General features: G+C 33.5%; 16 protein-coding genes. 9 read left to right on the forward strand and 7 right to left on the reverse strand.

Annotation, left to right across the window (positions count from 1 at the left end):
* Positions 1–83 precede the first annotated feature (83 nt).
* Complete coding sequence (locus tag IWX80_RS12960; RefSeq protein WP_196853791.1) at positions 84–1373, forward strand: glycoside hydrolase 5 family protein; 1290 nt, start codon at positions 84–86, stop codon at positions 1371–1373.
* Positions 1374–1807: 434 nt separating this feature from the next.
* Here IWX80_RS12960 and IWX80_RS12965 read toward each other — a convergent pair whose 3' ends face one another.
* The 6 genes from IWX80_RS12965 to IWX80_RS12990 all read right to left on the reverse strand — a co-directional run bounded on the left by IWX80_RS12965 (position 1808) and on the right by IWX80_RS12990 (position 12126).
* Positions 1808–2950, reverse strand: a complete 1143-nt coding sequence (locus IWX80_RS12965) for a glycoside hydrolase family 26 protein (RefSeq protein WP_334682356.1) — start codon at positions 2948–2950, stop codon at positions 1808–1810.
* Between the two features lie 549 nt (positions 2951–3499).
* Positions 3500–4456, reverse strand: a complete 957-nt coding sequence (locus IWX80_RS12970) for an aldo/keto reductase (RefSeq protein ID WP_196853792.1) — start codon at positions 4454–4456, stop codon at positions 3500–3502.
* A gap of 125 nt (positions 4457–4581) precedes the next feature.
* Positions 4582–6876 (reverse strand): beta-glucosidase BglX, encoded by a 2295-nt coding sequence (bglX, locus tag IWX80_RS12975; protein WP_196853793.1) that lies wholly within the window; start codon positions 6874–6876, stop codon positions 4582–4584.
* 144 nt (positions 6877–7020) lie between these two features.
* On the reverse strand, positions 7021–8400 hold the full coding sequence (locus IWX80_RS12980) for a sialate O-acetylesterase (protein WP_196853794.1): 1380 nt from the start codon (positions 8398–8400) through the stop codon (positions 7021–7023).
* On the reverse strand, positions 8390–9484 hold the full coding sequence (locus tag IWX80_RS12985) for an SGNH/GDSL hydrolase family protein (RefSeq protein ID WP_196853795.1): 1095 nt from the start codon (positions 9482–9484) through the stop codon (positions 8390–8392). The genes IWX80_RS12980 and IWX80_RS12985 overlap by 11 nt, the downstream gene beginning before the upstream one ends.
* A 1244-nt stretch (positions 9485–10728) precedes the next feature.
* Positions 10729–12126 carry a glycoside hydrolase domain-containing protein gene (locus IWX80_RS12990; RefSeq protein WP_334682357.1) on the reverse strand — a complete coding sequence of 466 codons (1398 nt, stop codon included), beginning with the start codon at positions 12124–12126 and terminating at the stop codon, positions 10729–10731.
* 273 nt (positions 12127–12399) lie between these two features.
* Between IWX80_RS12990 and istA the strand changes: the two genes are divergently transcribed.
* Genes istA through IWX80_RS13005 form a run of 3 tightly spaced genes read left to right on the forward strand, consistent with a single transcriptional unit; the run spans position 12400 to position 14663 of the window.
* Positions 12400–13713 carry an IS21 family transposase gene (gene istA, locus IWX80_RS12995; protein WP_196853796.1) on the forward strand — a complete coding sequence of 438 codons (1314 nt, stop codon included), beginning with the start codon at positions 12400–12402 and terminating at the stop codon, positions 13711–13713.
* A 17-nt stretch (positions 13714–13730) separates the two neighbouring features.
* Complete coding sequence (gene istB, locus IWX80_RS13000; RefSeq protein ID WP_196853797.1) at positions 13731–14468, forward strand: IS21-like element helper ATPase IstB; 738 nt, start codon at positions 13731–13733, stop codon at positions 14466–14468.
* Positions 14469–14519: 51 nt separating this feature from the next.
* The gene (locus IWX80_RS13005) at positions 14520–14663 is read left to right on the forward strand and encodes a hypothetical protein (RefSeq protein ID WP_196853798.1); all 144 of its coding nucleotides are present in this window, start codon (positions 14520–14522) and stop codon (positions 14661–14663) included.
* A 28-nt stretch (positions 14664–14691) separates the two neighbouring features.
* On the opposite strand, the gene IWX80_RS13010 is transcribed toward IWX80_RS13005, so the two are convergent.
* Positions 14692–16410, reverse strand: coding sequence for a helix-turn-helix domain-containing protein (locus tag IWX80_RS13010; protein WP_196853799.1), 1719 nt, complete (start codon positions 16408–16410; stop codon positions 14692–14694).
* 481 nt (positions 16411–16891) lie between these two features.
* Here IWX80_RS13010 and IWX80_RS13015 point away from each other — a divergent pair, with 481 nt between their 5' ends.
* The 5 genes from IWX80_RS13015 (at position 16892) to IWX80_RS13035 (ending at position 21419) form a co-directional block, all read left to right on the forward strand.
* Positions 16892–17071: a bacteriocin gene (locus IWX80_RS13015; protein WP_196853800.1), complete on the forward strand. Its 180-nt coding sequence runs from the start codon at positions 16892–16894 to the stop codon at positions 17069–17071.
* A 132-nt stretch (positions 17072–17203) separates the two neighbouring features.
* Positions 17204–17380, forward strand: coding sequence for a hypothetical protein (locus IWX80_RS13020; protein WP_196853801.1), 177 nt, complete (start codon positions 17204–17206; stop codon positions 17378–17380).
* Between the two features lie 138 nt (positions 17381–17518).
* Complete coding sequence (locus IWX80_RS17095) at positions 17519–17929, forward strand: CPBP family glutamic-type intramembrane protease (protein WP_196853802.1); 411 nt, start codon at positions 17519–17521, stop codon at positions 17927–17929.
* Positions 17930–18047: 118 nt separating this feature from the next.
* Positions 18048–19184, forward strand: coding sequence for an HlyD family secretion protein (locus IWX80_RS13030; protein ID WP_196853803.1), 1137 nt, complete (start codon positions 18048–18050; stop codon positions 19182–19184).
* An 84-nt stretch (positions 19185–19268) separates the two neighbouring features.
* Positions 19269–21419, forward strand: coding sequence for a peptidase domain-containing ABC transporter (locus IWX80_RS13035; protein WP_196853804.1), 2151 nt, complete (start codon positions 19269–19271; stop codon positions 21417–21419).
* Positions 21420–22136 lie beyond the last annotated feature (717 nt).

The raw sequence follows: 22136 nt of genomic DNA on the forward strand, positions 1-22136 counted from the left end.
AGCAGTGTAAATCCTTTTATTTTTTTCTTTAAAAAATAAAAGATTAAAAAGTATAGCTGCAAATATCCCCTAAATAAAAAAATATGAGGAATTTAGTTTTAAAAATAATGCTACTCGCTATTTGTGCTTCTGCAACTGTTTGTTCAGCACAAAAACAAGCGCCAATAACCGTAAAAGGGACGCAATTTTTCAAAGGTGACAAACCGTATTCGTATGTGGGTGCTAATTATTGGTATGGCAGTTTACTAGGTTCCAAAAAAGTGGGTGATCGTAAACGATTACTTCGCGAACTGGATTTAATGAAGAAAAATGGTATTGACAATTTAAGAATCTTAGTGGGTGCTGATGGTGGAACCTATGATTATACCGTTAGTCCGGCTTTGCAATACGAACAAGGAAAATACAATGCCGATTTGCTGGATGGTTTGGATTTCCTGATTGCTGAAATGGGAAAACGCAACATGTATGCGGTTTTATACCTCAACAACAACTGGGAATGGTCAGGTGGGATGTCGCAATATTTAGAATGGAACGGCTTCGGCAAAATTCCGAATCCAAACATTAAACCCAACTCTTGGCCTCAATTCATGGATTATGTGAAACAGTACCACAGTTGTGAGCCTTGTATGGTGGCTTTTGAAAATCATATAAAATATATTTTGGGCCGAACAAATGCCTATACGAACAAGAAATATACTGAAGACAATGCGATTATGGCTTGGCAAATAGGCAATGAACCCCGTGTTCTTAGTATCGAAAACGAAAAAAAATTTACTGCTTGGTTGAACAAAACTGTTGATTTGATTGATAGTTTAGATTTCAATCATTTGATTTCGACAGGTTCTGAAGGTAAAGCGGGATCAAATGATGATTTGGCTACCTATGAACGCACGCATATGAATCCGAAAATTGATTATTTAACTATGCATATCTGGCCAAAAAACTGGGGTTGGTTCAACGCTGAAGACGCAAAAACTACTTTGCCAATTGCGATTGAAAAAGCTACAGCATACATAAACGAGCATGTCGAAGTAGCCAAAAAATTAGGTCGCCCCATTGTTATTGAAGAATTTGGATTACCAAGAGCCAATGAAATCCTACTAACAAATTCCTCGGTATTGGATAGAAACGCATTTTACAATGCTTTATTTGAAAAATTAGTTTTAAGTCGCAGCAATAATGAGACTTTGCAGGGTGTTAATTTTTGGGGTTTTGGCGGCGAAGGAAAAGCTGTTAATACTTCAGGAAAATGGAATTTTGGTGACCCTTTTACTACTGATCCACCGCAAGAACCACAAGGTTTGAATACTGTTTTCTCGACAGACAAATTAACACTGGAATTGGTAAAAGAATATAATTTGAAACTTAAATAGAAAGGTAGCCCACTATTTTAAATTCATAAAATAAAAACATAGGTTTTAATGTCGTCCTTCTTATTTTTTAGCACTTCCGATTTTTAATGAAACTATAAATTATCGACCGCTATTGGCAAAAACACCTATTGCTTTTTTTAATATCTCTCGCTCCAACTCAACATTTTGAGTCTTTTCCAGTTCATGAATTTTTTATTGTTCCGGACATAGTTTTAAATTTACTTTTGCAGCAAGAATTCTTTCTCCAAAATCATTAATAAAAAGAAATATTTTTCGAATTATGACCAATGGGTTAATTTTAAAATCAAAATAAGAACTTATAACACAAAAAAACAGTAGTTAACGTTGGTTTACTACTGTTTAAAAAATTATGCTTTTTATTTTTTATTAGTCCACTATCCCTCTTTCAGCTCTGGACAGTGTATTTTGAAAAATTAGAATATTCCTAAAAATTTACGCTTGTATATTTTCTTTAAATCTTTTTCAAAAATAGTAAAGGGGTCATTATAAAATTTCAAGAAATCAGGAGCACTATCTTGCCCGGGAAATGGCGCATAATAATGTGTTGGACTTTGTGTATCATTTCTCCAAACTAACACATATGACAATTGCATGTTTTCAGACTTCAATACTTTTAGCAAAGTTTCTGTCCACCATATTGGATTTGGAATCGATTCTAATCCAGTTTCTGTTAACGCCGCTAATTTATTATTCTTAATACCGTAGTCTGAAACTATTTTAAGCTTCTTGATAGCTCTTTCAATATTATAATTCCCATCTCTTCCAAAATCACCATAATTATCCATCCCTACCATATCCACATAATCATTACCAGGAAAACGCTCTAAAAACTCCTCTTCCGTATTAAATTTGTTATCGGGTGAAAATGCGTATATGAAATTATGAACCTTTAAAGTATCTCTTAAGTAAGAAACTGTGAACTGCCAGACAGCCATAAAATCTTCACGAGAGGTATATGGTTTTCCCCACCAAAACCATTCTCCGTCAAATTCATGATAAGGCCTAAAAATTATAGGTGCCAACTTGCCATTACTCCCTTTTACAGAATTAGCAAAATCTGCAATATTCTTTAGAATTTTTTTATACTCTTCGTGTTTTGAACCTCCAGGCCTGATCAGTGACATTGAAGCTAGAGATACCCCCTCTTTCCAATAAAACCCATCTTTAGAAGCTGGATTTGAAAAATGCCATGCAGCTGTAGTTACACCACCTCTATTGTAGGTATCTACAACATTTTTTCTTAAGCCTTGTTTAGTTTTTTCGATATCTGCTTCTGATCTACCAGATAATCCGCTAAAATCGATACCAACCATTGCAGGAAATGATCCCGTAACCGATTTTACATCAGAGCGATTGGCATCACCACTCCAACCATGGCCATATTCAGTAGCATGTTGATGTGCAAACAGTATACTCCTTTTAGAGATATCCTTCAGGTTTTTGTATAAGGCTTTGGTTTCTTTAGTTGCATCTTTGTCGATCTGACCGGAAACAAAATTTCCTACCAATAAAAAGGTTACTGTACATAGAGTATTATAATATCGTTTTTTATTCATAATTATAAATATTTATTTGAATTCTAAAAATTAAGCTTATAAACCTAAATATGATGATACTTTTTTGTCAATTGATTCTCAGATAAGATCTTCCCTGCGGATATTATTTTTTTATCTATAATTTTCACCAATCATACAAGCATATTACTCAAACTAACAAGCCTGTAATACAGTAAAAAAACACAACTTTTTTGGCTTTTATTTGTTTTATTTTTACTCAATTTATAAATGAGTGATGGGGAACCAAAGAAGCGATCACCGCCCCTAAATCGACAACATATTTAACTCAGCTACGTACGAGGTGAAAAAAGAAAAAACATTTAAAAACCAATCCATTATTTTTAAAACCAACTCTAATTCAAATTTAAGTAAATTACCGAAATACACTTTTTTAAAGACTAATTTTAAACTAATACAGTTGATTAGACAATACCTCAAAATTAGGTATCGTTTTAAATCAATTTACCCTAAAATTAAAAAAGGCTCCAATTCTAAAAAACGGAGCCTTAGTTTTTAATCTTAAAATTGGTAAGACGGAATAGCGTTTGTTTATTTTAAAATTTGCTCAATTTCATTCAACTCATCTGGAGTAAAAGCAAGATTTTGCAAACTATCAATATTGTTGTTTAGCTGCCCTATTGAACTCGCTCCAATTAAGACCGAAGTGATTCGGTTATCTTTTAACAGCCAAGCCAAAGCCATTTGTGCCAAAGATTGATTTCTGTTTTTTGCAATTTCATTCAAGTCCACTATTTTGAGCACTTTCGCATCAGATACTTCATCTAATTGTAAATGACCATTAGGATTAAAAGCACGAGAATTTTCTGGAATTCCTTTCAAATACTTATCGGTCAGTAGTCCTTGTGCCAATGGTGAAAAAGCAATACATCCTACTCCTTTATCTTCTAAAACGTCCAGTAAACTTTCCTCACAGGTACGCACAAACATGGAGTATTTTTCTTGATGAATTAAACAAGGTGTCCCTAATTGTTGTAAAATTTCGGTAGCTTGTTTCGTTTGTTCTGCAGGATAATTAGAAATTCCTGCATACAACGCTTTTCCGCTTCGAACTGCATAGTCTAATGCATTCATAGTCTCTTCTAAAGGCGTATTTGGGTCATAACGATGCGAATAAAAGATATCTACATAATCGAGGTTCATTCGCTTTAAACTTTGATTCAAACTCGTTACTAAGTATTTTCTTGATCCCCATTCTCCATAAGGACCGTCCCACATTTTATAGCCCGCCTTAGTAGCAATCACCATTTCATCACGCAAATTGCCTTGGAAATTATTCTTTAAAATTTTACCAAAATTAGTCTCTGCAGAACCTGGTATTGGTCCGTAATTGTTGGCTAAATCAAAATGTGTTATTCCTTTATCAAAAGCTTCTTTGACAATATTTTCCCCATTTTCAAAATTATCTACTGAACCGAAGTTATGCCATAAACCTAAAGAAATTTGTGGTAATAATAAACCACTTTTTCCGCATCTATTGTATTCCATTGTATTAATTTAAAGATTTGCTTTTCAATTTTCTCATTCGTAAAATTCGCATTCATAAGTTTATAATACAAATAAACCCGACCTGTTTCTTAAGCTGTCGGGTTTAAATATTAAATTATATAAAATTATTTTATCTCAAAACGACTTTCTAAACCTTTGTCTGAGCTTCCACCTACCATGATTTTAAAAGTCCCTGGTTCTACAAGGTAATTTCCATTATTATCAAAGAATCCTAATTCTTTGTCTGTCAATGTTAATGTTATTGTTTTAGTTTCCCCTTTTTTCAATTCAACTAATTCAAAACCTTTCAGTTCTTTTACCGGACGAGCTAAACTTGCTACCTCATCATGAATATATAATTGAACGACCTCTTTACCATCATACTTTCCTGTATTAGTAACATCTACAGATGCTTTTACCGCTTCTCCCAAAGCAATAGCAGTTTTATCTAATTTTAAGTTTTTGTACTCAAAAGTTGTATAGCTTAATCCAAAACCAAAAGGAAATTGTGGGGTTTTCTCCACATCCGTATAGTGAGACCAAAACACATTTCCCTCTCCATTAGTTGGTCTTCCTGTACTGTAATTGTTATAGTAAATTGGTACTTGCCCTACATTTCTTGGGAATGACATTGGTAATTTACCACTTGGATTATAATCCCCATATAAAACTTGAGCTACCGCATTTCCAGTTTGAGTCCCTAAGTGCCAAGCTTCAACAATAGTAGGGATATGCGCTGCTGCCCAAGGTAAAGCTAAGGGTCTTCCGTTGTTTAAAACCAAAACAATATTTGGATTTACTTTATAAATTTCTTCTAATAATTCTTGTTGCAAACCTGGTAAATCAAGATTTGTTCTACTTCGTCCCTCCCCTGATTGAAATCCATGTTCTCCTAATACCATAACTACCACATCAGCACTAGCTGCCGCTTTTTTAGCTGAAGCAAAACCAGTTCTATCAGTTGTATTGAAAACCAATTCTTCGATAAATGCAGTTTTACCTATAGTCAAATCAGCTCCTTTTTCAAAAGTCAACTGATTCCCTTTGTATTTTTGCATTCCTTCTAATACCGAAACTGCAGTATTATCATCAGAAGCAATTCTCCAGCTTCCTAATGGACTGTTTTTATCATTTGCCAAAGGACCAATTAAAGCAATTTTTTGTCCTGATTTTTTTAACGGAAGTAAATTAGACTCATTCTTCAATAACACGATCGATTTTTTGGCCATGTCCAAAACTCCTTCATTATTGGCTTTATTACCAATTGTAGCTTTTTCACGTTTCTCGTCACAATATTTATACGGATCATCAAATAATCCCAATTCAAATTTCACTCTTAAAATTCTACGAACGGCATCATCAACTAATGATTCTTTTACTTTTCCTTCATGAACTAATTTTGCCAATTCAACTACATACATAGAGGATTCCATATCCATATCAGATCCTGCTGTTACGGCTTTTTGTGTGGCATCTGCACCATCTTTTGCATAACCATGAATTATCATTTCACGAACCGAAGCCCAATCTGAAACCACAAATCCGTCAAAGTTCCATTTTACTTTTAAAATATCTCTTTGCAAAAAAGCATTTCCTGTAGCAGGAACCCCGTTTAAGATATTAAATGAGTTCATAAAAGTACGAACACCTGCTTCCTTAGCAGCATAAAATGGAGGCAATACTTCATTATACAATCTAGAATTACTAATATCCACAGTATTATATTCCTTACCTGCTTCGGCAAAACCGTAAGCTGCAAAGTGTTTGGCACAAGCCGCAATCGTATTTACTTTTAGCAAATCAGCTCGAGTATCACCTTGAAAACCGGTAACCCTAGCTATTGCAACTTTACTTCCTAAATACGCATCTTCACCCGCTCCTTCCATTACTCGACCCCAACGTGCATCATGTGATACATCAACATTAGGTCCAAAAGTCCAGTTAATTCCCACTGCCGATGCTTCGGCTGCAGCAACCTGAGCCGATTTCTTAATCGCTTCCATATCCCAACTCGCTGCTTCGGCAAGCGGAATTGGACTCAAGGTTTTATAGCCGTGAATTACGTCAAACCCTATGATTAATGGAATCCCTAAACGGGTTTCTTCTACAGCAATTTTTTGTACCGCTTTTACTTCCTTCACTCCACGAACAGATAACATGGATCCAACTAATCCAGCGCGCAATTGTTTGTATTTCAATTCAGCATTTCCTCCCGTTGGAGCCGGTCCAGTTACTTCCCAAAAACCGTTGTATTGATTCATTTGCCCCACTTTTTCTTCTAAGGTCATTTGTTTCATCAACAAATCGATACGTTCTTCAGTAGGCTTTGTTTTATCTAAATAAGATTTATTCTGTGCATTCATAGTTCCAATGGTAATCAGGGTAAAAATCCCCGTTGTAATTAATTTTTTTGTGTTCATTATTTATTTTAGTTTGGTTTGGTTTGGTTTTTTTATTGGCGTGACCCTTCGTGAAAACTTCGGGTCGGGCTATACAGCTTTATCTCTTCACTTCGTTACGGGGATATCGCCTAATATCCCTCACGCACTCATAATTTCCTATTACTATTCTGTTATAAAAGACGATGCAGGCAAATTTGCTTTATTGAATAAATCAGATTGTGCTTTGTTCTTCCATGAAAAACGAACTTTTAATGGATTTGGAACTTTGTTAGAGTTCAATAAAACAGCATTGTTTTTTATACTTGCATCTGCAACATAAAAGACATTATCAGCACCTGCAATTTCAAATTGATTTGATTTTCTATTTGAAAAATGCAATCCCTCAGCATAATCAAAAGCAACAATTACTTTATTCTTTTCTATTTTAATGCCTTTATAGAGTGGTCCATTAACTAAGTCTGAGTTGGTTTTGTATATTTTTACTAACGCTAAATTAGCCAATCGAGTTCCTACCGTTTTCTTATCTTTAGGATGTATGTCATCAATTGGTGAAATATCAGTAGTAAGTACCATTCCGGTATTAGGAATTTCTTGCAACACTTTACGTTGTGCATTTCTAATTTCTACTCCGCCAAAATGATCATCACCATATTGATAAGGAGCAATTTGTACATAATAAAAAGCAAACTCGTAATTCCATAATTTTCTCCACGAAGCAATTAAAGCCGAAAATGTTTTATCGTAAACTACAGATCCAACATTTGATTCCCCTTGATACCAAATCACACCTGCAATTTTATACCCTATTAGCGGATAAATCATTGCATTAAAAGCACGTCCAGGCTGATTAGGTCCATATAATTCTTCTTTTCTTGTTTTGGCACTTTCTAGTAAAATTGCGTCATTTTGAATAACTTCTTCTGGAGTCCAAATCTCTGCTGGCGTTCCTCCCCAATTGGATGATATCAAACCAATTGGTACTTTTTTTAATTCTTCTTGTAATCGCGTTGCAAAAAAGTAACCAGCAGCACTAAAATTTCTCATGGTTTCCGGAGTACTTTCGGTCCAACTTCCTGGCACATTATTTTGTGGTGATGTTGCTGTTAATTTTGGAACCGTGAAAAATCGGATGTTGGGATTCATTGCCATTTTTACTGCTTCATCTCCATTCTCAATTCCCCAAGCTGCTGACATCTCCATATTAGATTGTCCTGAACAGATCCATACTTCACCAATTAGGATGTTTTTTAATATGATTTCGTTATACCCTTTTACAATTAGAGTGTAAGGCCCTCCTTCTTTTGGAGTCGGAATTTTAATTTCCCATTTGGCTTGATTGTTGGCTTTAATTTTATATTCTTGATAATTCCAACTTGGCGTGACCACCACCTCTTCCTGTGGATTTGCCCAACCCCAAATAGTAACTTCGGTATTGCGCTGTAACACCATATTATCTGAAAACACATTTGGAAGCGTCACATTTGAGAAAACAGTATTTGACAACAGTACTATAAGAGTTAGGGCAAGAAGATTATTTTTCATCAAGTAAATTTTTAAAGTAAGGAATTAATTGGTCGGCCATTATTTTGTCATCGGCAATATCAGGATGAAAGCCACAACCGTTTGGTTTCATCGATTGAAATTCAAATAAAGCAATCGTTTTATGTTGTGTGTCATGCTCAAAAGCCTCAATTACTTTTTTCAAACAACGTACTAAAACTACATTTCTATCTCCAGAAACCATAGGACTGTTCAATAGAACAATTCTAGCTCTAGGTGCATGTTTGTATACCGTTTTGATAAAAGCAATATAATTTGACACGTATTTTTCTTCATTAAAAGGCAATCTTTCTTTTTTTCCATCTCCATCAGAAAGGTCATTTGTTCCCAAACAAATGCTCACTAAATCCGGCTGAAAAGCAAAATTGTATGGTTTAGAATTGTCTTTATTTAAATATAAATTTTCATAAACATCAGGAATAATAGCTTCGTCGTTATGCTCATCATTCCAGTTGCGATACATCCCAAATCCTGATACAGCACTCAATACATAATCAACATCTAAACTTCGTGACGCTATAGGTCCGTATGCCCAATACCCATTATGTTGATCATACCATTCCCCAGTTCCACATGGAATTTCAGCCGTATCATTGCCAAAACCACAAGTAATAGAATCACCTATAAATTCAATTTTCTTTTTCTTTGGCGCTATACTTTCTACTAATTTAGCGGTAGTTCCAATGAATAATACGGCTCCATTTGCCGCTTCAGTAGCTTTATATATGGTTAAATGGTGCTTTTTATTTTTGTTTGTAATAGTTATAGGAATTTTTTGGGCTGTCCCTTTTTCAATTCGAACTCTTCCTATATATTCACCATCTAATTCTAATGAAACAAAATTATGATGCTCATAAGTATCGACACTTTGCAAGTTTATAATACAAGTACTTCCTTCAAATTCAAAAGAAACTGAGGAAGCAGAAGCTATTAATAATACTTTGTTATTCTCTTGTAACTCTACTCTTCCAGCATAATGAAAAGTATCGTTTATATTATCTTTTTGGGAAGAGCAGGATAAACCAAAGTATAGAAAAAAAAGTAACAAAAAATTTTTTAGTATCATTCAAAAAAAATTAAATTAAAATAAAGTAAAAATAACTTTTTAATATTTTTAGAATTGATAGTATAATAACAATTTACAATCTAATAATTGCGTATAAGTATATTAAATTATTTCTTTTTAAAACATAGCAACCACTGATACAGGCTCGCCGCACCGAAATCGCACCGTACTGCGTCGGACTCTTTTCGAGGCGCTTTTGCTTGAATCAATTTCTATTATAACGAAGATTATTGTAAAATAATACGCAGACTGCTTCAATACATACACTTCTAATTATCCGATTTTTTTCACCGACTATTTACTTTTTATAATTAAGATATTTAATGGAACGTCTGAAGCTTTAAAGTGAAGACCAGCCAAAAGTTTAAAACCGTGCAAAAGATTGCTATCGAATTTACTATACAGATCTGTAAAATGCTAGAGTGTTATTCGTCTTTATTTTTTATTTGACAAACTAAAAGCGATCATAATAATTGACACCTCGCAAATATTTCCTCTTAAGTCTTAAGAATAAAAAGTTTGAAATCAAGCAACTGCACAACGATGATTGAATAAATTTCCCATAATTAAGTTCCTAAATTCTTATACCTATTGTAGAATCATAAATTTAAATATAGTCCAAAAAAAACTAGACTAATTAATTCAACTTCTTAGCTCACAAAATTACTCTTGCTTCTTTTAATGAAGGTGTGGCTTATGTAAAAACATAAAAAAAATTTGCGATACAATAGCCATACTAAAAATAGTATTGACTATTTACTTAAATCTCTTAATGCAAATAAATTTTCGCCTCTGAATCAAAGATCTTATTTAATACCTATATGCCTTGTACGAACACTAGTTAAAAGGATTTAAAGTTATAAAAGTCAAAAAAAAATCTATCAATAGAGTATGAAAACCCAAAACAGGAGATTGTGCATCTACCCTAAAGATCTAAAATCTATAACCAGGAAAAATTATCGTCAATGCATTAGACTACTCCAAATAATAAGAAAGGACCTAAATAAGCTGCAAAATGAGTTTGTGTCAATCGAGGAATTTTGTCAATACACTTGCCTAAAAATCAAACAGGTTAAACCATTGATAATTGGATGAAAATTGTTTTAAACCAGTCAAAAATAATTAGTTTTAATAGCTATTGCAACTAATAAATAAATGCGAGAAGCCTCTCTTTCAACTAAGCTTCTCACCTTATGGCTAGTGAATCTTTAAAAAAACTGACAAGAATTTATTAATCCATTTTATTAGTCGGCTGCTGAAATCCACTGATTCTCTTTTCCCCACTTTTCATTTGGTAATGCTCCCGTTTCAATGACTAGGGTTCCACCATTGCTGATTTCTTCCTGCGTCAACCAATTTCTATTTAAAGACTGACCGTTTAATTGAACCGATTGAACATAGAAATGTTCTTTATTGTAATTGCTCACTCGAATATGAAATGATTTTCCGTTTTCCCAATTTAATTGTACAGACTCAAAGATCGGAGCTGTCAAATAGTAAATCGGGCTTCCTATGTTTGCCGGAGACAGCCCTATACTTCGAAGTACAAACCAAGAGGACATGGTTCCAGCATCATCATCCATAGTGCGGACATAAGCTTGAGACTCATTTTTATAGATCCTTCCAATATAGGAATCTATGCCTTTGCTATTGTCATTAAAATAAGTCTGAACCACGGTGTCCAACATAATATTCCGAAATAATTTTTGTGATTTCCAAGGTTGGGAACTTGCATTATATAATCCGGGAACTTGTAAATCCGGCTGATTCGCATGGTTGTAATTGTCCTCGGCAAAAAATTGATCCAATTGTTTTAAAAAAGAAACTTCTACGCCTGTTAATTTTTTCAGTCCTAATACATCAAAAGGAACAAACCAGCGATATTGCCAAACCGTACCCTGATACATCCCGCGAGCGGGCATTTTATCAATATCTTTTTGGGATAAATCGGCAAAATCTTTTTCCCAATAGCGCTTATAGTCTTTTGCTTTATTCAAATATTTGGTACTCAATACAGAGTCTTTGGTAATTTTCAGTATTTCCGAAAGTGCCCAACTGTCATACGAAGACTCCAAAGCCTTATCAGGTGAGGTGTATTCCAGTCGGTCCACTTCTGCTATTAAGGAATCTTTGATGGTATTAAAATCTACAGGATATCCTTTTTTATAGCCGTCCAATAAAACGACAATCGCATGTTCCGTTCGCACAGTGGGTGAGGATTCGTATTTTGTGGCCCAATTATTTTTCCCATAAGGATATAAATTAGCAATAGATTTTACAATGGGACCAAAACGCTCCGGATAAGCCAGCGAAAGCATGGGTAATTGCTCGCGATAATTATCCCAAATGGCCCAACCGTTGTATATAGGACTTGTAGCTTTTTGAATGGAACCATCAATAGCTTTGTAAGTTCCATCAGTTTCCGAAACTAAAAACGGAGCTTGTAATCCTCGATATAAGATCGAATAGAATAAATCTTCCCGATCTTTTTCGCCATTAATGGAAAAACCGGTCAAATTGACCACCACTTTCCAGTGTAAATTGACCACCAGTTCCGGAGCAAACTGACCACCACTTTCCAATTCAAATTGACCACCTAATTTAGGGGCAAATTGATTATTAAAAACTACTGACTTTTTCATGTTATTAGAACCATACATTCGTTAAAAAAAACACGGATTATGGCAAACAAAATAACAGACATGAGTAAAATTAGAAAAGTAATTAAATTCTATTGTGATGGAAAGAGTAAGTTATTTATAAGTAGCTACTTATCCCTTTCCAGAAATACGGTAAAGAAATATATTTCTTTATTTTAAGTCCTCGGATTAAGCTTTGAATTAATTGATAAAAAAACAGATGCAGAACTAGAGCTTTTGTTTTCACAGACTACCGTTGAATCAATTAGTCCCAAATTGCAGAAACTTCATAATTTTTTCCCTAAAATGGAACGTGAACTAAAAAAAGTTGGCGTTACCATACAACATATGTGGGAGCAATATATTGCCGTAAACCCTGATGGATACAGGAGCTCACAATTTGCTCATCATTACAAAACATGGGGTAAACGAGTCAATCCAGTGATGCACATGAATCACAAAGCCGGTGATAAAATGTATGTGGATTATGCTGGAAAAACACTCTCCATCATTGATAAAGACACGGGAGAAATCAAAGAAGTACAATTTTTTGTAGCCATATTGGGAGCTAGTCAGTATACCTATGCCGAAGCTTCTATGAGCCAGCAAAAAGAAGATTTTGTTACTTCGGTAGAAAATGCCATGCGTTTTTTTGAAGGTACTCCTGCAGCAATTGTTCCGGATAATTTAAAATCTGCGGTCATAAAAAGCAGTCGTTTTGAGCCAACAATTAATGAGACCTTGGCTGATTTAACCGAGCATTATCAAACTACAATCTTGCCTGCCAGAGCTTATAAACCTAGGGATAAATCATTAGTTGAAGGAGCTGTTAAGATATTGTACCGAAGAATTTATGTAAATCTTAAAGAAACTAAATTCTTTTCTCTGGAAGAATTAAACCAGCAGATATGGAATTTACTCGATTCTCATAATGGTAGAAAACTCACAGGACGTCCTTACTCCCGTATAGAATTGTTTTTAGAAGATGAGAAACAAAACCTACACCCACTACCACAAGAACGCTTTGAAATCAAATACCAATCCTTTGCAACGGTAATGCAAAATGGTCATGTTCAATTAAGCCATGACAAAAATTATTACAGTGTTCCATATCAATATGTAAAGAAAAAAGCGAAACTCTTGTATACCAAATCAACCGTGGAGATCTATTATAAATACAATCGAATAGCTGTCCATCAGCGAAATTATAAACCTTATGTCTATACCACAATCCCAGAGCATTTAGCCAGTACACATCAATTTGTAGCCCAATGGAGTGCTGCTCGATTTATTGATTGGGCAAGTAGTATTGATGAGTCAGTAGGAGAATATATTATGCAGATAATCGAAAGTAGAAACCATCCTGAACAGGCTTATAAAAGTTGTTTAGGAATATTAAACTTCGAAAAAAAGGTTGGTAAGCAGCGATTAATAAATGCCTGTAAACGGGCACTTGATTTTAGAATTTACAATTTTAAGACCATACAAAATATTTTAGAAAACAACTTAGACCATATTGATTTTGAACAAGAATCCGAGCAAGAACTCCCGAGTCACAGTAACATCAGAGGAAAACAGTATTATAATTAAATTAAAACCAAGTAATCATGAATGAATTCACAGTAACAAAAATGAAACAAATGAAGCTTTATGTCATGTTCAATGCTTTTAAAACAGCCATTGAAAGCGGAAAAACAGACCATTACACGCTCGATCAGTTTGTATCAATGATTATTGATGCGGAATGGGACGAAAGACACAATCGTCGTATTGAACGCAGTATCAAAAATGCCCGATTCCATTACAAATCAAATATTGAAAGTGTCAATTTTGATTTATCGCGTAATCTTGATCGAAATATGGTTCTGCGTTTAGCAGAATGTGAATTTGTAGAAAAAAACGAAAACATCTTAATCACAGGAAGTACCGGTGTCGGTAAAAGTTATTTAGGCACTGCATTGGGTTATCAGGCCTGTATACAAAGTTTTAAGGTGAGTTATTTTAATACTTCGAAGTTGTTTGCTAAATTAAAAATGGCCAAAGCAGATGGTTCTTATCTGCGTGAACTTGCCAAAATTGAAAGACAAGATGTCATTATATTGGACGATTTTGGGCTACAAGCATTAGATAGTCATAACCGAATTACTCTTTTGGAAATCATTGAAGACAGGCATAATAATGGTTCCATAATCGTGACATCACAAATCCCAGTGCAAGGATGGTATGATATAATTGGCGAAAAAACTATAGCTGACGCGATTCTGGACAGGCTTATACATCAATCCCACCGACTCGAATTACATGGTGAATCTATGAGAAAAAAAAGAGGGTTAAACAAAGGGTAATTTATAAGTATATTTGAATACTAATTAACAGATGAAAAAAAGTAGTTTTTAATGAAAAATGGAGGTGGTCATTTTGCTCCGAAATTAGGTGGTCATTTTGAATTGGAATCAGGTGGTCACTTTAAATTGGAATTGGGTGGTCAATATCACTGGAATTTGCACTTATCGATATTCCGTGAATTTCGATATCGATAAATTGCACAAAACAATGATTACAAACCGTTTAGGCATTTTTAATCAAAGCCAACTCCTTAATAAAATAAGTAGGTTTAATCTCGTTTTTTTTATAAAAAGCCGTTGAAAAAGATTCAGCATTATTGAAACCAAACTCTAAAGCCAATGCTTGTATCGTGTAATTTCGCAATTTGGGATCATTTTTTAACTGTATTATGGCATACTCTATTCTGAAGTCATTAATGTATTGAACAAAAGATTTGCCTTTGTACTCATTAATAATTTTAGACAGGTATTTACTATTTGTATTTAAAGTTGTAGCTACTTTCTGTATAGTTATGGTAGCGTCTAAAAAAGCTCTTTGGTTTTCAAAAAGTTGCAATTTTTCCAGAATTTGCTGCACCACTTCTTCAGAAATACCAATAGATTCATATCGTTTACTGCTATAGTCACTTTCAATAACTTGGATGTCTTGAGTTTTAAACTTCACAATTTCTGTAGTTTGCTGCATGATTTCTTCAAATCTGAAACGATATTGTTTTTTGAGTTGGTGTTGATAAAAACCAAAGCCTCCTGTCGCTACTATCAAAACAATTAAAATACCGATAGCGGTATAAGAAAGGTTTTTTTCTTCTTGCAATGATTCGATTAATGTAGCTTTCTCTTGTAATAAATTCGGAGTATCGTACTCCTTCTTCAATTTTTTAGTTAGTATTTTATAATTTTTTTGTAAAGTACTGTCAATAGTCATATAGGTATTGATGTATTTTAATTGATTTTCTTTATCCCCTTTTGTCTTATAATACTGTATCAAAAACGAATACCCACCCATAAACTCAGGAATAATTTGTTTTGCTATTTTATAAATGGAGTCTACTTTTCTAAAATTTTGAACCGCTGCTTGTGTATTGCCTAAACCTTCGTGTGCTTTGCCTAAATAATAATAGGATGCTATTGTATTACCTTGGTTTTTAAAAGCGATCATCTTGGGTAAAGCTTTGTAGATACTGTCTAAAGCCACTCGGTAATTCTTCTTTAAAACGTGGTTAGCTCCTTCGTTAAGGATAAATAAGTATTGGTAGCTTTCATCCTTGGTGATTATTGCCTCTTGATACCCTAATTTGTTGTAATAGGTTGATGAATCTGCTTGCTTCAGTGCCTTGTGCGCGTCAGCTAGTGCAAAAATAATATCATGATAAACAAATGAATATTCAGGTGTCCTAATCTCTTTGTTTTTATAGTAATTAAAACATTCTTTATATAAAACTAATGCTTCTTCCACTTCACCTAATTCTTCTGATCTTAATAATGCTATTGAGAATTTGGCATCAAAATAAAAATCAATATTGTTTATACGGGCACTATTTTCGGCCAAAATAAAATTATCTATTGCTTCTCTATATCGTGATTGTGATTTGAGTTCATATGCCTTTCTTGAATAAGCATATGCTGGAAATTTTAAATCATTCGTATTTTTTGAGAAACTAATTGAATAATCCAAATATTGAATAGCCTTATCGCCTTTGTATAACAATGATAATAAATAGAAACCTCTTGCTTTATAAATCGGACTATTGTCATTTTTAGCTTTTGCTAAAAATGCATTTACATATTCTAATTGTTTCTTTTTATTTTTATCGTTTTTAATAAATAACTCTTTCAACTCATCGTAAGGGAGTCTTGTAAGATCCATCTTTTTTACTTGCGCAGATAAAATAATAGGTAATAGAAATAAAAATAAATTTTTATTCCATAGAAAGTTACGCATTGTTTTTTGTTTTTTACAAAACTACACCAAACAACAAGAATCAAACACTAATTACTGGTTTTTCTACGTTTTTAATACAAATTATAATCTATTGATTTTTAGTGTTTTATAATTTAAAAAGTAAGAAATTCAGGAAAAACATATCGAAATTCAGGAATTCCGATAACATCAGTTTGCGTAGAACCACTTCTTATTCTAGTTTTGGCTTCAGAAAATGTGACAAAGTTTCTTAGTAAGACGTTACTGTAAAAACGGAATCATTTTGTAAATTATAATCAGGCCGATTGTGAGGGAATAATACAGCTGTTTTGTAACCCTATAAAAAACAAAGCATGGGATTTGATAAAGCTAATTTGTAATCCTTAAAAACAAAGCAAACGGAATGCACAGCTGCCGGAATAAAGAATGTAAATAAAAAGAAAGTTCTCGAGAAACTCCTTTTGTCACAACAATAAATGTTTAATTTTAAAAACTTAAAAAAATGAATTTAGATAATTTGAATTTAGTGGAGCTTAATGCTCAGGAAATAAAGGAAACTGAAGGTGGAATTCTTGGTGCGGTTCTTGCATTTTTAGGCGCCGTAGCTTGGTCTGCTTGGGAAAATGTTGGTGACATTCGTGATGGTTGGGAAGATGGTAAAACAGGTGCTACAAGATATTAAAAATGAAAAAAAATCTAATTAATATAGAATTATTGAAGAAAATTTTAGTTAATGGATTTGTTTTTTTTGCTACAATTTGGCTTATTGAAAATTTGCCTTCAATAATACGTTTAATCATTAAAAATATTTAAAATGAATTTAAAAATAGAAGAATTAGGTTTAGAGAAATTGTCAAACGAAGAAGTTCAAAACATAAATGCAGGGGAGTCTGGATGGTATTGGTTAATTCGTGATATAAGCCATCATTTTTATCATAGTAACAGCTCTTCAACAACTGTTTATACAGATGGTTCAGTAATGTTTTATTAATTATATGTTTATATTTAAAAAAACTAATCAGTCAGTTAACGCTGACTGATTTATTTATATTTGAAAATGGTATTAGAAAAGCTAATTAAATATTTATTTGGATTAAATCCTCTAAGATTGCTATTTATAATCTTAGCTATGTCAATTTCATTAGCATTTGGATTTGATTTTGTAATTGATAAGATAAAAGAAACAAATGGTTCTAATTTTAATAATATTCAGATTTGGGAAAAATTATTTTTAATTTTAATATTTGGGCCCATCTTAGAAACACTTTTTCTAAATTATCTTCCTATCTTAATATTAAAAAATTTCACAAGAAACAATTTCGTTTTTTTAATTTTTAATAGCGTTCTTTTTTCATTATTACACAATTATAGTTGCTTTTATATGGTTTTTGCTTTTCTGTCAGCACTTCTCTTAAATTTTTATTTTATAATTGTCATGATTACAAAGGATGAAATGAGAGCAATAAAATACACTATTTTACTTCATTTTTCATATAATTTATCAATATTCATTATGTCAGATTTGTTAAAAATTATATAAAATTGCAGATTAGTTATCGATGATACAAAAAAAAATTATCAATCCTCTCGATTTGCGTGACAACATTTTTCACAAGTAAAAACCCATCTTATCAAAGTTAAACTAACAAAACAAACAAATGAACTTCAGTTCAGACCCCATAAACACCCTCGAAAATCTTATCGCCAAAAACAAAACCAAGAGTATTTCTATTTACTTGGTGTTGATTCTGGCTATACTTATTTTTCTGGCACTATTGCCTGTTATTAAAATTGATATCAGCAGCCAGAGTCGTGGCATAGTGCGCAGTACCACCGATAATGTTCCGTTAACCAGCCTGGTCAATGGAAAAGTGACATTTGTTCATCTCAAAAACAATAGTATCGTGCAAAAAGGCGATACATTGGTGCAACTGACCCAGGAAAACCTGGATACGGAGAAAGCCACCAATCAGGAGGTTTCATCAACTGTTCAAGATCAGGTTAATGATTTGTCGCTTGTAGTTTTAGGCAGAAGTAATACGCTGAAAACACCTGCAATACAACAGGAGTGGTACAGCTATGCGAGTAAACAAAGTGAACTGCAAAGCAAAATTTCCCAAGCCAAAATAGGCTATGATCGCAACAAGCAATTGTATGACAAAGGCGTGATTGCCAGAGCCGAATTCGAAAAATACAGCTTCGATTATACGTATGCCCAACAAGCACTTTCTGGATTCGAGAAAAACCAACGCAGTGTGTGGCAAAACAAAAAAAGAGAACTCGAAGAGCAACTCAAAAACCTAAACGGAACGCTCCAAAAAATTAACGTTGAATCTAAAAATTATGTAATTACTGCGCCTTTATCCGGCACTATAGAAAATTTCTCAGGGATTCAAACCGGTTCTTTCCTGAATGCTTCGCAACCCATTGCCACTATTTCGGCAGTAGATCAATTGATTGTAGAAAGTACCGTTTCACCTAACGATATTGGAATGATAAAGAAAAACCAAAAAGTAAAATTCCAATTGGATGCTTTCAATTACAATCAATGGGGCCTGCTTGAAGGAAAAGTAATCGATATTGACCGTAATATTACTATTCAAGGGGAACAAGCTTTTTTTAAAGTACGATGCGCTCTGAATTCTACCGCAATGCAATTGCAATCCGGTTACAAAACCCAAATTACAAAAGGAATGACACTCACTACGCGGTACATCATTACGAGAAGAAGTTTATTTGATTTATTGTTTGACAAAGTAGATGATTGGCTCAACCCGAAACAACTAGCCCAATAACCTCAAAAAGGAAATGGAATATAAAAACAATAATTTAATTCAGAGAAAGTCTTTTGTCTATTCTCTCTTATCTACTTTCTATTAATGGCCTCTATAAAAATAAAACAACATGATATCAAAGATTGTGGTGCTGCTTGTCTCGCTTCTATTGGCAATCATTACAAAGTTAATCTGCCAATAGCCCGAATTCGTCAATTTGCCAATACAGATAAACGAGGTACCAATGTGCTGGGGATAATTGAAGCTGCCGAAAAAATGGGTTTTTCTACCAAGGGTGTAAAAGGAGGCATAGATGCTATTGATAAAATTCCGCTGCCTGCTATCGCTCACGTTATAGTAAAAGAACAATTGCATCATTACATTGTTATCTATTCCGTTAACAAGACCAAAATTGAAGCAATGGATCCTGCCTATGGCAAAATGGAAACCTATACGTATGAAGAATTTCAAAAAATCTGGACTGGTGTATTAATTCTTTTTGCGCCGAATGATGATTTCAAGGAATACAACGAAAAAGTTACTCCACTAAAACGCTTTTGGCATTTGGTACAGCCGCATAAAACCATATTAATTCAGGCTTTGGTGGGCGCCATACTTTTTACCGTTTTAGGACTGGCTATGTCCATTTACATCCAAAAAATCACTGATTATGTTTTGGTGGAAGGCAACAGAAACTTACTGAATCTGCTGAGTGTTTCCATGATTATAATCATCATACTGCAAGCCTACATCGGTTCTAAAAAGAGTGTTTTTGTTATGAAAACGGGGCAATTAATTGATGCCAAATTAATTTTAGGATACTACAAACATTTGCTACACCTACCACAACGTTTTTTCGACACAATGCAAGTGGGAGAAATCACATCGAGGATTGGCGATGCGGTAAAAATTAGATCCTTTATCAATGAAGTGGCGATTGATATGATTGTAAATATCTTCATTGTGATTTTTTCTTTTACGTTGATGTTTACCTATTATTGGAAATTAGCGTTGGTGATTCTGTTGGTAATTCCATTTTATGGAGCCATCTATTTTATTTTAAATAAGTTCAATAAAAAAGTGGAACGCGTCATCATGGAGAATGCTGCGGAATTGCAAACACAATTGGTCGAGAGTATTACCCATATTAGAACTGTTAAAGAGTTTGGCATTGAAGAATTTTCAAACTTAAAAACAGAAAATAAGTTTGTCAAATTACTTTTTACTGGCTACAAATCTGGACTAAATGGTCTTTTTGCTGGGACTTCAACGCAGTTTCTCGCTTCTATATTTACAGTAATTCTCATGTGGATTGGTTCGGGTTACGTTATTGACAGAGCCATTACTCCTGGGGAATTATTTTCATTTTATGCTTTGATTGGGTATTTTACTTCGCCTGTTGCTTCCTTGATTGGCATGAACAAAACGGCACAAAATGCACTGATAGCAGCCGACAGACTTTTTGAGATAATGGATTTAGAACGGGAAGAAACAGAAAATAAAATCGAATTACAAAGAGAAAACATAGGCGATATAAAATTCGAAAATGTAACTTTCCGTTATGGATCTCGAACAGAAGTTTTCAAAAATTTTAATGCTGTTTTCAAGAAAAATGAAACCACGGCTATCGTTGGCGAAAGCGGAAGTGGTAAAACAACACTGATCTCATTATTACAAAACTTATATCCCATTAAAGAAGGAAAAATTTATATTGGAGAGTATGATTCTCAATTTATTCATTATCAAAGCCTACGTAATTGTATTGGTGTCATTCCGCAACAGCTCAATCTGTTTTCGGGAAATATTATCGAAAACATAGCTTTAGGAGATTCCTTTCCTAATATTCAACGTATTTTAGATTTATCCAAACAATTGGGAATTACAGAATTTGTTGAAAAATTACCCAATGGTTTTGAAACCCAAATTGGTGAGAATGGTGCCATGCTCTCTGGAGGACAAAAACAACGCATTGCTATAGCAAGAGCCTTGTATAAAAACCCGGAAGTTTTATTAATGGATGAAGCAACTTCTTCATTAGATACTAATTCGGAACGCATTGTAAAAGAAGTGATTGATAATTTTAAATCTCAGGGAAAAACAGTTATTGTCATTGCCCATCGATTGAGTACTATAGCTAACGCAGATACTATTTTGGTAATGGAAAATGGGACCATAGTAGAGTCTGGAAATCATAATGCACTATTAGAACAAAAAGGGAAGTATTATGATTTATGGAATAAACAAGGATTGGTTTAAATAATGATTTTCTATTTATTGAGTGAATATCCTTTAATGATTAAATTGAAATAAAACCACAAACTAATATTCAAATCTATCCATTTGACTATTCTATTTTAAGCTCTTGATTTTCCATTTTTGGATGTGAAATCGGGTGTAATTTATTTTACCTATTAGCAGTGGATATGCAAACAAAAAGTAGTGGTAAAGTTAAGAGGGATCGAAAATCTCTATATTTTAACAAAAACTTAGGTTTAGAGATTGAAGATCCTAGTCGGAGTTCGAACCGAAATTACCCACAAACACTGTCTTTGTTAAAAGTAAAAAAATCTCGAAAGGATTTTCGAACCATCAAAAAAGCTTGAGAATCTATATTCTCAGGCTTTTTGTTTTTATTGTGGTCCATAAGGGGTTCGAACCATAGTGCCTATGGAATTAAAAATATCTTATAGAACCATTAAAAAATATTATAAATGAATATAAAATTTTATACTTTTGTAATAACCACTGGATTAATGTGTTCTTAGAAATTTAGTACTTCAAAATCTACAAAGCTATATTTTATTTGAAATTTGATAAAGGTTTGTTTATTGTTTTTGACTCGTTATTTTGTTCAGATTAGTACCTTATTTGTACCTCGAGATCTGTAAACCCCAATAAATACAGGGCTGTTAATTTCTGTATCGGAAAGTAGCAGAACAAAGAATCACAAAACAACAACAAATAAACGAGTTA

The organism is Flavobacterium sp. CAN_S2 (assembly GCF_015752255.1).
Lineage (GTDB): Bacteria > Bacteroidota > Bacteroidia > Flavobacteriales > Flavobacteriaceae > Flavobacterium.